Source organism: Nocardiopsis sp. NPDC101807 (genome assembly GCF_044766605.1).
Lineage (GTDB): Bacteria > Actinomycetota > Actinomycetes > Streptosporangiales > Streptosporangiaceae > Nocardiopsis > Nocardiopsis tropica.
The window spans coordinates 744,030-758,325 of sequence record NZ_JBIWMK010000001.1 but is presented as its reverse complement, the minus strand read 5'-3'; the positions used below and the strand labels follow the sequence as shown (position 1 = coordinate 758,325).

The window sequence follows — 14,296 nt, the reverse complement described above, 5'->3', positions numbered from 1 at the left end:
CCCGGGCCCGGGCCCCCCCGGGGGGCGGGGGGGGCGGGGGGGCGGGGGGGGCGGGGGGGGGGGCCCCCCCCGGCCGCCCCCGGCCGCGCCCGTCGGTGCGGCGGTCCGGATCCCACCCGGCGCCTGGGCGCCGGTTTCGCGCGTCTCGCCGACGAGGCCGCCGCGGTCTCCCCGTCCGCCGACTGGCTCCACGTGGACGTGATGGACGGGCACTTCGTCCCCGACCCCACGCTCGGCCTGCCGGTGGTGGAGTCGCTGCTCAGGGCGACCGACACCCCGCTGGACTGCCACCTGATGATCGAGGAGCCCGACCGGTGGGCCCCGGCCTGCGCCGAGGCGGGCGCCGGCAGCGTCACGATCCACGCCGGCGCCGCAGGGGGAGGCGGAGCCCGCGCGGGTCAGCGCGCCGGTCCCCCCGGTTCCGGGGCCGGGGAGCCGGAGGGATCGGCGGGCTCCGCCGACGCAGCCGCGGGCGGCAGCGGGGGCATGCTGGCCCTGAGCCGCAGGGTGAGCCGTTCGCCCAGGTCACGGTCGAAACGCCCCCCGTGCCCGACCCCCGCCCGGTCGGCCAGGTCGGTCGCGTACAGCCGGACGGAGGCCTCGACCAGCGCTGCGTAGGCCTCCGCCGCCGCCCTGGTCCGCACCCACGCGATCGCGGCCAGCACCGCGGAGGCGAGCGCGGCGGGATACCACCACGCGGCCATCGGCAGGTACAGCAGCGCCCACGCGGCCAGGCCCGTGGAGCGCGAGAGCGCGTCCCGCGCCTCGGTCACCTCCGTCCTGGCCTCCTCGGGCAGGACCAGCCACAGGTGCGGCCACAGCACGGCGAGGTCGGCGTCGTGGTCGCGGCCCAGGCGCGTCCGCGCCGCCCCGATGCGGTCCCCGGCCCAGGTGGGGCGCTCGGGCCTCTCGGGGGAGAGTCGCGCCATGCGGTCGTAGGCGGCGGCGAAGGCGGCCTCCGCGTCCTGCCCGCCGCCCGGGCCGCCCCCCGCCGCACGGATCCGCTCCACCTCGCCGCGCAGGACGTCCCACCTGCGTCGGCGCGACTCCACCCACCGCCCGGTCCAGCCCCGCAGAGGAGGCGGCCACCGGTGCCAGTCGGCGGCCGTCCACAGGCGCTCGACGAGGCGCCCGGTCCCCCGGGCGAGCAGCCCCGCGGCGGAGCTCCCGGCCAGGATCGCGGCGAACACCAGCGCCTGCCCGCCGAAGGTGTCCACCCGCGGGTCCTCGGCCAGGCGCGTGATCTCCGAGACCAGGTGGCCCACGTCCCAGGCCCGGTCCCGGCCGAGCGCGTAGGCGGCGGTGGCGACCGCCAGGTACAGGGCTCCGGGCAGGGCGAGCGCGGTCACCCACCGCTCGGCGAGCCTGGTGCCCAGCTCCGACAGGAAGGCGCCCACGGCCTACGCCCTCCTGGGAGAGCGGAGCGGGAGGTCGGCGACCAGGCAGGTCGGGGGGTCCTCGGCCGGGTTCGGCTCCCAGGTCCGGTCGCACAGGCCCCGCGGGCAGCGGTACACGGCGGACGCGGGCCTGGGCAGGCCGAGGCCCGAGGGCGCCGGGTCGCGGGCGCCCACGCGGTGGGCGGCGGTGGAGTAGCCGTGCAGCCCCGCCCCGTCGCCGAGGGCGACCAGGGCGCCGTGCAGCTCGTCCAGGGCGGCCGGCGCCCCGCGCCCCTCGGCCGCGGCCCTGAGCACCGCGTCCACGAGGGAGGGGTCTCCCTCCACCGCGGCGAGGCGGCCGCGGATCTCGGCGGCGTGCTCGCAGACGCTTCCCAGACGGGTCTCGGCGCCGTCGCCCATGGGGGTACCTCCGGTCGCTGGGGGGCCGACTGCGGTGAGCGTACCCCCGTGGGGCCCGGTGACGCCGGGCTTTCGGAGCTTCCCTCCCGGGCGTCCGCCAGGGGCCGTCGCGACGTTGCGGATCTACGTCGTAAAGTCACCGGTGGCCGGATCCGGTCCTCGCGGGAGGAGGGGCCACGGGAGGGGGCCGGCCCGCCGGACACCGCATCCGCCCAGCTCCTCCTCCTTCTCCGGGGGGCGAAGCCGCCGGTCCGCCTGGCTACACTGCTGGCGTGGCAATCCAGATCTCACCCAGCATCCTGAGCGCCGATTTCGCGCATCTCGCCGACGAGGCCGCCGCGGTCTCCCCGTCCGCCGACTGGCTCCACGTGGACGTGATGGACGGGCACTTCGTCCCCAACCTCACGCTCGGCCTGCCGGTGGTGGAGTCGCTGCTCAAGGCGACCGACACCCCGCTGGACTGCCACCTGATGATCGAGGAGCCCGACCGGTGGGCCCCGGCCTACGCCGAGGCGGGCGCCGGCAGCGTCACGATCCACGCCCGAGCCGCCGGCGCCCCCGTGCGCACCCTGCGCGAGATCCGCCGCCTCGGCGCGCGGGCGGGCCTGGCCCTCAACCCGGCCGAGCCCGTCGAGCCCTACGCCGACATCGTCGGCGAGATGGACATGCTCCTGCTCATGACGGTGGAGCCCGGCTTCGGCGGCCAGAGCTTCCTCGACGTGGTCCTGCCCAAGATCCGCAGGGCCCGCGAGATCCTCGACACGCGGGAGGCCTCCGTCTGGCTCCAGGTCGACGGCGGTGTCAGCGCCGAGACCATCGGGCGCGCGGCCGAGGCCGGGGCCGACGTCTTCGTGGCGGGATCGGCCGTCTACGGGGCCCAGGACCCCGCCGAGGCCGTCGACCGCCTGCGCGCCCTCGCCGCCGGGGCGGAGTGAGCCGGACCGGGGAGGCATCGGGTCCCGCCCGGCCCGGCCCCGGGGACCGTCGCGCATAACGATCCCGGCCCGGCCCCGCGTGCGCCTGGCCACGCGGAGCCACGGCCCCTATGCTTGCCGGTCCGTAGTCGTCAGTCGAAGTCGAGGATTCCGCTTGGTCGCGGCTCCGTCTTCCCCTTCCGCGTACGCGCGCCCGGGGGAGCGGCGCGGCGTGAGCGCGTTGCCAGGCGCCGACACGTGGAGTGCGCGTTGAACGCTCGGACGGCCGGTCACCTGGCCATGGACGTGCTGTGGGAGCCCGAGTCCACCGCCATCGGGTGGCTCCAGGGGGCGGGGGACTGGCTCGCCTATCCGCTGGTGGCGGTCACCCAGCTCGGCTCGCAGTTCGTCCTGATCCCCCTCACCGCACTCGTCTTCTGGTGCGTGAACCCCGGCTTCGGGGCGCGGCTCTTCGTCACCCTGGCCGCGTCCGGGGTGCTCAACTACCTGGGCAAGGCCGTGTTCTACGGCGCGCGCCCCTACTGGTACAGCGCCCACGTCACCGCCTACGCGAGCGGATCGAGCTTCGGCATCCCCTCCGGGCACGCCCAGTCCTCCACCGTCTTCTGGGGGTATCTGGGGTTCAGGTCGGGACGCCGCACCCGGCTCTGGGCGGCCCTCGCGCTCATCGCCGCGATCTGCGTGTCCCGGATCTACCTGGGCGTGCACTTCTTCAGCGACGTCCTGGCGGGGCTGCTGGTGGGCGGCGCCGTCCTGTGGGCGGCCCTGCGCTGGGAGGACCGGCTCGTGGCCTGGTGGCTCGGCCTGGACACGGCCCGCTGGGTCGGCTGCGCCCTGGCCGTCTCCGTCGTGCCCTGTCTGGTGGCGGCGCTGTGGCAGGCGCTGGCCATGGGGGACTGGTCGGTCCCCGCGGACTGGATCGGCTCCACGCCCACGGATCCGGCCGGGCACACCCTCACCAGTCTGTTCACCGTGGCCGGCGGGCTGCTCGGCGCGCTCGTCGGCTTCACGCTGCTGGCCCGGCGCGGCTGGTACAGCGCGGAGGGGAGCCTGTCCGCCAGGGCCGCCCGCTTCGTCCTCGGTCTCTCGGGGATCGTGGTGGTCCAGGTGGTGGTCCACCTCCTGACCGGAGGTCTCACGGGTCTCGCGGAGGCGCTCGCGGTGTTCGCCGCCTACGCCGGGATCGCCCTCTGGGCGGCCTTCGGCGCACCCGAGCTGTTCATCCGCAGCGGCCTGGCCCACCGGCCAGGGGAGGAGGGCGGCGCCCCGCGCGCGGGCGGCCCCGGGGTCCTTCCCGGAGACGGTCACGCCGGTGACGACGGCAAATGATTCCGATCACACCAACTATGCGGCCGTGCTACCGACGCGTTAAGATCCGAACCGTTGAGACAACAGTCAAACGCGTGCTCCGGGGTCGGTGTAATTCCGAACCGGCGGTGACAGTCCGCGACCCGGCCGAATCCATCGGCCGGTTGAACCGGTGGGATTCCGGTACCGACGGTGAAAGTCCGGATGGGAGGCAGCGCGTGTTGGGCCGGTCTGTCCGCCGCGGCTCCCTGTGACCCCCGGCGTCCAGCCCCGGCCTTGTCGTGGACCCGTTCCACACCCCTGCCCCGGAGCCTGTCAGGCGAAGGGAATGCACAGGCGTGTTCACCGGAATCGTGGAAGAACTCGGCAAGGTCGTCTCCATCGAGCCAGCGGGCGCCACGGGGGAATCCCTGCTGCTGACGCTGCGCGGCCCCCTGGTCAGCTCCGACGCGGGGCACGGCGACTCCATCTCCGTCAACGGCGTGTGTCTGACCGTCGTCGGCCGGGGGGAGGACACCTTCACCGCCGACGTGATGAAGGAGTCGCTGGACCGCTCCTCCCTGGGCGGCCTCTCGGTCGGCTCCGAGGTCAACCTCGAACGCGCGGCCCGCGTGGACGGCCGCCTCGGCGGACACATCGTCCAGGGCCACGTCGACGGCACCTCCCGCCTGCTCTCCCGGAATCCCGGTGACAACTGGGACGTTCTACGGTTCAGCCTGCCCGCGGAGCTCTCCCCGTACGTGGTCGAGAAGGGGTCGATCACGGTCGACGGGACCAGCCTCACCGTCTCCGCGGTCAGCGCGCCCGGTGCGGACGAGGAGTTCTTCGAGGTCAGCCTGATCCCCGAGACCCTGAGGGCCACCACTCTGGGGGGCCTTCCCACCGGCGCCACCGTGAACATCGAGGTGGACGTCGTCGCCAAGTACGTCGAGCGCATCGCCTCCGTGGCCGCGATCCGGTCACGGGCCTGACCGCCGGCGCGCGGCGCCACGGGACGGACCCGCACGCGCGGGCCGTCACCACCACACCACCCACACGCACGATCCACCTCAGGGAGCGGTAATGACCGTCACCGACGCCACCCCGTCCACCTCCGACACCGGGAAGGCCGTGGTCCTCGACCGCATCGAGGACGCCATCGCCGAGTTCGCCGCGGGGCGGGCCATCGTGGTGGTGGACGACGAGGACCGCGAGAACGAGGGCGACATCATCTTCGCCGCCGAACTCGCGACGCCCGAACTGCTGGCGTTCATGATCCGCCACACCTCCGGCGTGGTGTGCGTACCCCTGGAGGGGGAGGACCTCGACCGCCTGGACCTGCCGCTGATGACCGCGCGCAACGAGGAGAGCCTGCGCACGGCGTACACGGTCACCGTCGACGCGCGCGAGGGCGTGAGCACCGGCATCTCCGCGGCCGACCGCGCCCGTACCGTGCGCCTGCTGGCCTCCGCCGGGAGCCGGCCCGTCGACTTCGTGCGTCCCGGCCACATCCTTCCGCTGCGCGCCCGTCCGGGCGGCGTCCTCGCCAGACGCGGGCACACCGAGGCGTCGGTGGACTTCGCCCGCCTGGCCGGCCTGCGCCCCGCCGGGGTGCTCGCCGAGGTGGTCAACGACGACGGCACCATGGCCCGCCTGCCCCGGCTGCGCGAGTTCGCCGACGAGCACGGCCTCAAGCTGGTGTCGGTGGAGCAGCTGGCGGCCCACCGGGCGGCCCTCGGCGAGACCCTCACCGAGGAGGAGGCGCACCCGCCCCTGGTCACACGCATGGTCGAGACCCGTATGCCCAACCGGCACGGCGAGTGGCGCGCGATCGGCTTCAAGGGGACCGCCGACGGCGCAGAGCACGTCGCGCTGGTCCTCGGCGACCTGGCGGACGGGGCCGGCGTCCTGGCCCGCCTGCACTCGGAGTGCCTCACCGGGGACGCGTTCGGCTCGCACCGCTGCGACTGCGGGGCCCAGCTGGACGCGGCCATGGCCGACATCGCCGCGGAGGGCCGCGGGGTGGTCGTCTACCTGGGCGGGCACGAGGGCCGCGGGATCGGGCTGCTGCACAAGCTGCGCGCCTACAGCCTCCAGGACCGCGGCGCGGACACGGTCGACGCCAACCTGAGCCTGGGCATGCCCGCCGACGCCCGCGAGTTCGGGGCCGGGGCCCGTATCCTCGCCGACCTGGGCGTGTCCTCGGTACGGCTGCTGTCGAACAACCCCGACAAGGCGGAGAGCCTGGAGCGCCACGGCATCCGGGTCGAGGAGCGCGTCGGCATGCCGTCCTTCGTCACGGAGGACAACATCGACTACCTGCGCACCAAGCGGGACCGCATGGGCCACGACCTGGCGGGCGTGGCCGACTGAGCGCCCGGCCGGGGCCGTCCCGGCGAGAACAAGCCCTGCCACTCCCCGGTCCGGCGCACGCCGGTCCGCGGGAGCCGCACATCTCACACACAGGAGACCCTCATGAGTGGTGAAGGACGTCCCGACCAGCACAGCGTGGACGCCTCCGGGCTCTCGGTCGGCATCGTCGCGACCCGGTGGAACGGGGCCGTGGTGGGCCCGATGCTCGCCAGGGCACTGGAGGTCGTGAAGGCCTCCGGGGCGGCCGACCCGGTGGTGGTCGAGGTCGCGGGCGCCGTCGAGATCCCCGTGGTCGCCCAGGAGCTGGCCCGCAAGCACGACGCGGTGATCGCGCTGGGCGCGGTCATCCGCGGCGGCACCCCGCACTTCGACTACGTGTGCCAGTCGGTCACGCACGGCCTCACGGAGGTGGCCCTGCGCGAATCCACCCCCGTGGGCAACGGTGTGCTCACCTGTGACACCCTGGAACAGGCGCGCGACCGCGCCGGCCTGCCCGGCAGCATCGAGGACAAGGGTGCCGAGGCGGCGCTGGCCGCACTGGACACGGCTGTGGCCCTGAGGGGGCTGCGCCGCTGACCGGACCCCGTCGCGCGCACGGGTGACATCCCGGCCAGGTCTGGTGGAACGGTGGAGCAGTCGGTGCGGACGAAGGAACAGCCGGTGGACGAGGCGTCGAAGCAGCCGGCCCTGCCGAGGACGTGGCGGCCCCGGGCGGTGCGGATGGTCGCCTACGGCCTGGGCCTGCTGATCGTGGCGACCCTGGCGGTGCTCGCCGCGATCCTGCCCGGGGACTGGCGGATCATGGACAGGTTCCTGCTCGTGGGCCTGGGCGTGGCGATCGCCGCGGGCCTGCACCTGATCGCCCGGCCCAGGCTCGTCGCCGCGGACGAAGGCGTGACCGTGGTCAACGGCATCCGCACCCACGTGCTGTCGTGGGCGGAGGTCGTGGACATCCGGATGCCGGTCGGCGAGCCCTGGCCCTCGGTGGACCTGTCGGACGGCACCACCCTGGCGGTGATGGGCATCCAGAGCGCCGACGGCGAGCTCGCCCTGCGCAACCTGGAGGAGTTCCGGTCCCTGCTGCACGACCGCGGTGAGGCGCAGGAGCCCGGCCGGTCGTAGGTACCTCCAACGGGAGTCCTCGTTTCTTGACGGAACGGGGACTCCCGTCGTGTTGCGTGGGGCACATAGTTTGGTACCGAGAGCCACTCGACCGAACAGGAAGAGGTGCCGCGTGCGCGACATCCGAACGGCGGTGTCCGACCTCTACGCCTCAGGAGAGGTGTTCGCCCTGGCCACGGTGGTCGACACCGACAAGAGCGCTCCCCGGGACCCGGGCGCGGCGATGCTGGTGAGCGCCTCCGGCGAGGTCGTCGGCAGCGTGTCCGGCGGTTGCGTGGAGGGCGCCGTCTACGAGGAGGCCCTGGAGGCCATCCGGACGGGTGTCCCCGTGCGCCGCACCTACGGGGTGAGCGACGAGGAGGCCTTCAGCGTCGGCCTGACGTGCGGGGGGACCCTGCACATGTTCGTCGAACCGGTCAGCCGGGCCTCCTACGGGCAGCTCGGCGCGGTGCTCGGGGCCATCGAGGGACACCGGCCGGTCGCCGTCGCGACCGTGGTGTCCGACCCGTCGGGGGCCGGGCGGACGGGGCGGCGCCGCGTGGTCTGGCCGGACCACGCGGAGGGGGACCTGGGCCCCGGGGGCGCACGGCTGTCCGACGCGCTGGACGACGACGTGCGGGGGATGCTCGCCCAGGGCAGCACGGGGCTGCTGCGCTACGGCTCGGACGGGCAGCGGCGCGGCGACGAGCTGGAGGTGTTCGTCCAGTCGTTCGCGCCGGCCCCGCGCATGCTGGTGTTCGGCGCGATCGACTTCGCCGCGGCCGTGGCGGACCTGGGCTCCTACCTCGGCTACCGGGTGACGGTCTGCGACGCCCGGCCGGTGTTCGCGACGGCCAAGCGTTTCCCCACCGCGGACGAGGTGGTGGTGAAGTGGCCGCACGTGTTCCTCGACGAGATCGCCCACGAGATCGACGAGCGGACGGCGGTGTGCGTCCTCACCCACGATCCCAAGTTCGACGTGCCCGTGCTCAAGGCGGCCCTGGGCACCCGCGCCGGGTACATCGGGGCGATGGGCTCGCGGCGCACCCACGAGGACCGGCTGGAGCGGTTGCGCGAGGCCGGTGTGGGGGAGGAGGCGCTGGGGCGCCTGCACTCGCCGATCGGCCTGGACCTGGGCGCCCGCACCCCGGAGGAGACGGCGGTGTCGATCGCCGCCGAGCTGGTGCGGTCCCGCTGGGGCGGGACCGGGCGCGCGCTGAGCGAGACCAGTGGGCGAATTCACCGGGATGTCCCCGGTGCCCCCCTGGTTCCGGCTGGATTCGGTCACGCGGCGCCGTGAACCGAAATGGTGCCCGTGCTGATGTGCCTGGTCACGGCCGGTGCTGTGCGGACGGAGTGAGAGGTCACCCGACCGTCTGCTCCAGGTGACCTGCCCCGTGCCCGCCCGCGTGGCATCATCGCGTCATGGAAACTGGGGACGCGCAGGACAGGGAGCGGGAGCGAGCGGGCCGGGTCGCCGGCCTCCTTCTGGCTGCGGGCTCCGGCAGCAGACTGGGGCGCCCCAAGGCACTGGTGGAGGTGGGCGGCGAGCGCCTGGTGGACCGGGGCGTGCGGACCCTGGGGGACGGCGGGTGCGCGCCGGTCATGGTGGTGCTGGGCGCGGCCGACACGGTCGTCCGCGACGCCCACACGGTGTACAACCCCGACTGGGAGAGCGGGATGGGGTCCTCGGTGCGCGCGGGGATCGACGCCCTGCCCGACTCGGTGGACGCCGTCCTGATCGCCCTGGCCGACCAGCCCCTGGTGACCCCGGAGGCGGTGCACCGGCTGGTGGAGGCCCACGACGAGGGCGTGCGCGCGGCCGTGGCGACGTACAACGGCAACCAGCGCAACCCGGTGATGCTGGGTCGGGAGTACTGGTCGACGGTCTACGGCCTGGCGGTGCACGACGTGGGCGCGCGCCCGTTCCTGCGGGCCTACTCGCACCTGGTGACCGCTGTGGCCTGCGACGACATCGCCAGCCCGGAGGACATCGACACGGCCGAGGACCTGGAGCGGCTCACCGGGCTGCTGGGCGGGGAGCCCTCCGGCCCGGTCTGAGCGCCGGCGCCGCCGTGGGACGCGGGCCGACCGGGCCCCGGAGGCCGGTGCGGAGGGGCCCGCCCGTACAGTCCCGGGCGGCAGGGGTCAGGGCCGGGGGAGGGCCTCGGCGGTGATGCCGAAGGTGTGCCGGGTGGCGCCGCCCGGGGGCAGCACGATCAGGTCGGTGCCGGTCGCGAGCGCGTTCGCGGGGCAGGTCATCGGCTCCGCCGCCAGGTAGGCCCGGCGGTCGGCCCCGCCGAGGGTGTCGGAGCTGAACACCTGCAACCAGTCGAAGCTGCGGTCGCACCACACCGACACCCGGTGCTCCGGGCCGCCGACCCGCACCCACGCGCGTCCGTCGCCGTCGCGCTCCAGGGACGTGAACGCGGTGTCCAGCACCGTGTCGCCCAGCTGCCTGCCCGGAGGCCGGAAGTCGAGGGCGCCGTCCTCCACCGGGACCGGGTCGCCGGAGGGCAGCAGGCGGTCGTCCACGGGCAGCCTGGTTCCGGCGGTGACCTCCAGTGTGAGGTCGCCGCGCTCCGCGAGCGCCGACAGGGGCTCGCCCAGGGTGAGGTAGGGGTGGAAGCCCAGGCCGAAGGGGGCGGGGGTGTCACCGGTGTTGCGTGCCTCGGCGGTGAGCGTCAGGCCGTCGCCGCCCAGTCGGTAGGCGAGGACCAGCTCCAGGGGGAACGGGAAGCCCGGGGCGCCCCCGAACTCCAGGCGCAGGGTGGCCGCGTCGTCCGAGACCTCCTCGACCGACCACTCGCGGTCGTGGACGAGGCCGTGTATCGCGCTGCCCGTCGCCGCGTCGTTGACCTCCAGCCGGTACTCGGTCCCGCCGAACCGGTAGACGCCCCCGCCCACGCGGTTCGGCCACGGGGCCAGGACCTGGCCCTGGAAGGCCCGGGGGCCCTCGTCGCCGTAGGGCCACACGATGTCGCGGTCGCGCCAGGCGAGCGCCCGCAGGCCCGCTCCGGTGCGGTCGACGCGGGCCAGGAACTCCCCGGCGCGCAGCTCGATCACCTCGCCCACGTGTACCCCTGCTTTCCCGTCACGGTCCGGCCGTGCGCCGAACCGGCCGATCATAGCCCACCGGCCGCCGGCCGGCCGCGTTCGCCCGGCCCCGCGGGTTCCCGGCGCGCGGGGCCGGCGGGGCCGGGGGACGGGCCCCGCCCCTCCGGGGCGCGGGCCCGGGCGCCGACCGCGGGGCGTCCGGGAGGGAGGCGGTGCGGTCGGCGACGGTCGTGTGCGCGGCCGGGGCGGTTCCTGGTCCGCGCGCGGGCCGGCGGCGGAGGAACGGCGGGGAGGGTGTGGTGCGGACGGTCAGACGGTGCGCAGGTACCGGGCGGCCACCAGGGAGAGCCACAGCATCGCGGTGACGGCGCCCACGGCCAGGGTCAGGGACCCGCCCTGTCCCCCCGTCATCGCCCAGCCGTTGCCGAGGAGCAGGGCGGTGCCGGCGACACGGGAGGCCGCGGCCGTGCCCCGGAGCCCGCCCCGGGAGAAGTGGTGGCCCAGGACGTAACAGGCGGCGATCAGGGCGGAGAAGGAGACCGTTCCCGCGACCATGTGTCCGATGGCGTGTCCGCTGAGCGCCGCCGGAGCGTCCAGGGGCGTGCCGGAGGGGAAACCCGCGGCCGGGTCCATGACGAACGCGCCGGCGGCGATCATCCCGGTGCCGTACACCAGGACCAGCCCCGGGATCCAGGAGCCCCCGGGGGCGCCGCGCAGGACGCGCCGCAGACCGAACGCCCCGGCGACGGCCAGCGCTCCGGCCAGGGCGAAGTTGGCGATCTGGAGCCAGCCCAGGGAGCCGTTGCTCAGCATGCTCAGAGGGTGCCTGGTCAGGTCGAAGCCCTCACGGGTGGCGGCCTGGGCCAGGGACACCGCCGTCCAGAGGGGGGCCGAGGCGATCACCGCGCCCAACAGGAGGCGGGTGCTCCCCGAGGTGCGTGCGGCGGAGGCGGGGGCGGTTTCCAGGGCGACGGCCATGGTGGTTCCTCTCTCGGTGTGCTGCTCTGTTCTCACCGACACGTCGAAGCGCCGGTGTGACAGGGAACGGACCCGTTCCCTGTCACACCGGCTTGTTCGACGCCTCACCGGAAGCACCGGGAACCCACGAGGGAGAACGACCGCATGCGCTACTTGATGACCACCGGGCCCAGTGACGCCGCCGCCGACGAGAACCTCTACGCCGAGATGGCCGCGTTCGTGGAGGAGCTCACCGCGTCCGGCGTCCTGCTGGCCACGGGCGGCCTGGAGCCCGGCGGCCTCCGGGTGACGTCGGCCGGGGGCGAGATCACGGTGACGGACGGCCCGTTCACCGAGGCCAGAGAGGCGGTGGCCGGGTTCGCCCTGGTCGAGGTCCGCACCAGGGAGGAGGCCCTGGAGGTCGCCCGCCGCTTCCGCCGCATCGTCGGCGACGGCGAGAGCGTGGTCCAGCAGGTCTTCGGTTCCTGAACCGCCGGGCCCGGACACCGCCCCGCGCCCCTCCGCGGGGGGCCGGGCCCGCCCGCACCGCACGGCGCCGCCCCGGTTTGCGTTCACCCCGGGGCGGTGCTGTCATCGTGCCCGTGACCGATACCCACCGCACCGTCGACGCGGTCTGGAAGCTGGAGTCGGCGAGGATCGTCGCCGGGCTCACCCGGATGGTGCACGACGTGGGCGCCGCCGAGGAGCTGGCCCAGGACGCCCTCGTCGCCGCGCTCGAGCAGTGGCCGGAGACGGGGGTGCCCGACAACCCGGGCGCCTGGCTCATGGCGATCGCCAAGCGCCGCGCGGTCGACCGCGTCCGCCGCTCCCGGAACCTGGAGCGCAAGCACGAGCTGATCGCCCATGAGATGGAGCGCGGGACGGGCCCCGTGCCCGGACCGGACGGCGACGACGACGTCCTGCGCCTGCTGTTCGTGACCTGCCACCCCGTACTGGCCACCGAGGAACGGGTCGCGCTGACCCTGCGCCTGGTCGCGGGGCTGACCACGGAGGAGATCGCCCGCGCCTTCCTCACGGGGGAGGCCCGCGTCTCCCGGCGCGTGGCGGCCGCCAAGCGCACGCTCGCCGAGCAGGGGGTGGGGTTCGACCTGCCCTCGGGCGCCGAACTCTCCGAACGGCTCTCGTCCGTGCTCGGCGTCGTCTACCTCGTCTTCAACGAGGGCTACACGGCGACCTCGGGGGAGGGGCTGATGCGTCCCGGCCTGTGCCTGGAGGCGCTGCGCCTGGGCCGGACCCTGGCGGAGCTGGTGCCGGACGAGGCCGAGGCGCACGGCCTGGTGGCGCTGATGGAGCTCCAGCAGGCCCGGGCCGGCGCCCGGACCGGGCCCTCCGGTGAACTCCTCAGGCTTGACGAGCAGAACCGCGGACGCTGGGACCCGCTCCTCATCCGGCGCGGGTTCGCCGCGATGCTCCGCGCCCGCGACGCGGGCGGCCCTCCCGGCCCCTACACGCTCCAGGCGGCCATCGCCGTCTGCCACGCCGGCGCGGCCACGGCGGAGGACACCGACTGGGAGCGGATCGCCCTCCTGTACGGCCTGCTGGCCGAGCGGCTGCCGACGCCGGTCGTCCTCCTCAACCGGGCGGTGGCGGTGGGGCGGGCGCGCGGCCCCGCCGAGGGCCTCGCGCTGGTCGACGCCCTGGCCGACGATCCGGCGCTGCGCGACTACCACCTCCTCCCCGGTGTGCGGGGCGACCTGTTGGCCCAGCTGGGGCGGGAGAGTGAGGCGAGGAGGGAGTTCCTGCGCGCCGCCGCCCTGGCCGGCAACGCCGTCGAACGGGCGTTCCTGCTCGGCCGCGCCGAGGGCATCGCCGCGTCACGGCCCCCGGGCCCGACCCTGGGGAGCCTCTCCCGGGACTTCCTCGGGCGCCCCGACCTGGACGCCGCGACCGTCCGCTCCTACGGGCAGACCCTGGGGCGCCTGTGCCGGTCGCTGGGCGAGGACCTGCCGGCCGCCGACCTGGACGCCGGGGCCGTGGCGCGGGTGTTCGCCGCGGCGTGGGGGGAGGCGGCCCCGCGGACCTGGAACCGCCACCGGTCGGCGGTCCGCTCGTTCGGGGCCTGGGCCGGCCTGGACGGCCTCGACACGGGGCTCGGGCGGCGCGCCGAGGTCCGGACCGGGGCGCCGCCGCTCGACCCCGAGCACCTCGCCCCGCTGTGGGACGGGGAGGGGAGGGCCCTGCGGGAGCGGGTCCTGTGGCGGCTCCTGTACGAGTCCGGCGCGGGGGTGGGCGCCGTGCTGGCGCTGAACGTGGAGGACCTGGACCTGGAGGACCGCCGCGCCCGCTCGGGCGGCTCCTGGGTGCACTGGCGTTCGGGGACGGCCCGGCTGCTGCCCGGGCTGGTGGCGGGACGGGAGCGGGGGCCGCTCTTCCTCGCGGACCGGCGTCCGGGCCCCGCCCGCAGGCCCGCCGAGGCGGACCTGTGCCCGGTGACGGGGCGCGGGCGCCTGTCGTACCCCCGCGCCGAATACCTGTTCAAACAGGCCAGCAGGGAACTGGACCCGGCGGGGGAGGGGTACACCCTGCGCCGGCTCAGGGTGTGAGACCGCTCGCGCGTGCCGGGACCCGTCGGCGGGGCGGGGGCACCCGTGCGCCGGGCGGACCGCGCGTGTGCCGGCGCCGGGGCGGGGGGCGCGGCGGCGGAGCCCCGGGGGGGGGGGGGGGGGGGGGGGCCCCCCCCCCCCCCCCGGGGGGCGGGGCCCCCGGGGGCCCCCGGGGGGCCCCCCCCCCCCCCCCCGCCCCCCCCCCCCGCCCCCCCCCCCCCCCCAC

The 14,296-nt window shown here is 75.4% G+C and carries 14 protein-coding genes, 1 pseudogene and 1 riboswitch; of the genes and pseudogenes, 11 read left to right on the top strand and 4 right to left on the bottom strand.

What is annotated here, in order from left to right:
• Positions 1 to 123: 123 nt before the first annotated feature.
• Positions 124 to 414, top strand: a pseudogene (locus ACIRPH_RS03315) (ribulose-phosphate 3-epimerase); the annotation flags it as partial.
• On the opposite strand, the gene ACIRPH_RS03310 reads toward ACIRPH_RS03315, so the two are convergent.
• Positions 399 to 1,397 carry a hypothetical protein gene (locus ACIRPH_RS03310; protein WP_402908645.1) on the bottom strand — a complete coding sequence of 333 codons (999 nt, stop codon included), beginning with the start codon at positions 1,395 to 1,397 and terminating at the stop codon, positions 399 to 401. The pseudogene ACIRPH_RS03315 and the gene ACIRPH_RS03310 sit on opposite strands and share 16 nt — an antisense overlap.
• A gap of 3 nt (positions 1,398 to 1,400) precedes the next feature.
• Complete coding sequence (locus ACIRPH_RS03305; RefSeq protein WP_402908643.1) at positions 1,401 to 1,796, bottom strand: hypothetical protein; 396 nt, start codon at positions 1,794 to 1,796, stop codon at positions 1,401 to 1,403.
• Between the two features lie 272 nt (positions 1,797 to 2,068).
• Here ACIRPH_RS03305 and rpe point away from each other — a divergent pair, with 272 nt between their 5' ends.
• The 8 genes from rpe to ACIRPH_RS03265 all read left to right on the top strand — a co-directional run bounded on the left by rpe (position 2,069) and on the right by ACIRPH_RS03265 (position 9,553).
• Positions 2,069 to 2,731 carry a ribulose-phosphate 3-epimerase gene (gene rpe, locus ACIRPH_RS03300; RefSeq protein ID WP_402908641.1) on the top strand — a complete coding sequence of 221 codons (663 nt, stop codon included), beginning with the start codon at positions 2,069 to 2,071 and terminating at the stop codon, positions 2,729 to 2,731.
• A gap of 249 nt (positions 2,732 to 2,980) precedes the next feature.
• The gene (locus ACIRPH_RS03295) at positions 2,981 to 4,060 is read left to right on the top strand and encodes a phosphatase PAP2 family protein (protein WP_402908639.1); all 1,080 of its coding nucleotides are present in this window, start codon (positions 2,981 to 2,983) and stop codon (positions 4,058 to 4,060) included.
• 70 nt (positions 4,061 to 4,130) lie between these two features.
• Positions 4,131 to 4,259: riboswitch (FMN riboswitch) on the top strand.
• 118 nt (positions 4,260 to 4,377) lie between these two features.
• A complete protein-coding gene (locus ACIRPH_RS03290) occupies positions 4,378 to 5,010 on the top strand; it encodes a riboflavin synthase (RefSeq protein ID WP_402908637.1) in 633 nt (210 codons plus the stop codon).
• A 91-nt stretch (positions 5,011 to 5,101) separates the two neighbouring features.
• Positions 5,102 to 6,391: a bifunctional 3,4-dihydroxy-2-butanone-4-phosphate synthase/GTP cyclohydrolase II gene (locus ACIRPH_RS03285; RefSeq protein ID WP_402908635.1), complete on the top strand. Its 1,290-nt coding sequence runs from the start codon at positions 5,102 to 5,104 to the stop codon at positions 6,389 to 6,391.
• A 102-nt stretch (positions 6,392 to 6,493) separates the two neighbouring features.
• Positions 6,494 to 6,967: a 6,7-dimethyl-8-ribityllumazine synthase gene (gene ribH, locus ACIRPH_RS03280; protein WP_402908633.1), complete on the top strand. Its 474-nt coding sequence runs from the start codon at positions 6,494 to 6,496 to the stop codon at positions 6,965 to 6,967.
• 84 nt (positions 6,968 to 7,051) lie between these two features.
• Complete coding sequence (locus tag ACIRPH_RS03275) at positions 7,052 to 7,513, top strand: PH domain-containing protein (protein WP_402909507.1); 462 nt, start codon at positions 7,052 to 7,054, stop codon at positions 7,511 to 7,513.
• 112 nt (positions 7,514 to 7,625) lie between these two features.
• Positions 7,626 to 8,792, top strand: a complete 1,167-nt coding sequence (locus tag ACIRPH_RS03270; RefSeq protein WP_402908631.1) for an XdhC family protein — start codon at positions 7,626 to 7,628, stop codon at positions 8,790 to 8,792.
• A gap of 125 nt (positions 8,793 to 8,917) precedes the next feature.
• A complete protein-coding gene (locus ACIRPH_RS03265; protein ID WP_402908629.1) occupies positions 8,918 to 9,553 on the top strand; it encodes an NTP transferase domain-containing protein in 636 nt (211 codons plus the stop codon).
• 87 nt (positions 9,554 to 9,640) lie between these two features.
• Here ACIRPH_RS03265 and ACIRPH_RS03260 read toward each other — a convergent pair whose 3' ends face one another.
• Entirely contained in the window at positions 9,641 to 10,567 is a 927-nt protein-coding gene (locus ACIRPH_RS03260; RefSeq protein WP_402908627.1) for an aldose 1-epimerase family protein, read from the bottom strand.
• A gap of 291 nt (positions 10,568 to 10,858) precedes the next feature.
• Positions 10,859 to 11,527, bottom strand: coding sequence for a DUF998 domain-containing protein (locus ACIRPH_RS03255; RefSeq protein ID WP_402908625.1), 669 nt, complete (start codon positions 11,525 to 11,527; stop codon positions 10,859 to 10,861).
• Positions 11,528 to 11,671: 144 nt separating this feature from the next.
• Here ACIRPH_RS03255 and ACIRPH_RS03250 point away from each other — a divergent pair, with 144 nt between their 5' ends.
• Positions 11,672 to 11,995: a YciI family protein gene (locus tag ACIRPH_RS03250; protein ID WP_402908623.1), complete on the top strand. Its 324-nt coding sequence runs from the start codon at positions 11,672 to 11,674 to the stop codon at positions 11,993 to 11,995.
• A 113-nt stretch (positions 11,996 to 12,108) separates the two neighbouring features.
• On the top strand, positions 12,109 to 14,070 hold the full coding sequence (locus ACIRPH_RS03245) for a sigma-70 family RNA polymerase sigma factor (protein WP_402908621.1): 1,962 nt from the start codon (positions 12,109 to 12,111) through the stop codon (positions 14,068 to 14,070).
• The last annotated feature ends 226 nt before the right edge of the window (positions 14,071 to 14,296 follow it).

Excerpts from the sequence above, each read along its gene's own strand:
- ACIRPH_RS03305 (WP_402908643.1), bottom strand. The coding sequence starts at position 1,796 with ATGGGCGACGGCGCCGAGACCCGTCTGGGAAGCGTCTGCGAGCACGCC.
- ACIRPH_RS03285 (WP_402908635.1), top strand. The coding sequence starts at position 5,102 with ATGACCGTCACCGACGCCACCCCGTCCACCTCCGACACCGGGAAGGCC.
- ribH (WP_402908633.1), top strand. The coding sequence starts at position 6,494 with ATGAGTGGTGAAGGACGTCCCGACCAGCACAGCGTGGACGCCTCCGGG.
- ACIRPH_RS03265 (WP_402908629.1), top strand. The coding sequence starts at position 8,918 with ATGGAAACTGGGGACGCGCAGGACAGGGAGCGGGAGCGAGCGGGCCGG.
- ACIRPH_RS03255 (WP_402908625.1), bottom strand. The coding sequence starts at position 11,527 with ATGGCCGTCGCCCTGGAAACCGCCCCCGCCTCCGCCGCACGCACCTCG.
- ACIRPH_RS03250 (WP_402908623.1), top strand. The coding sequence starts at position 11,672 with ATGCGCTACTTGATGACCACCGGGCCCAGTGACGCCGCCGCCGACGAG.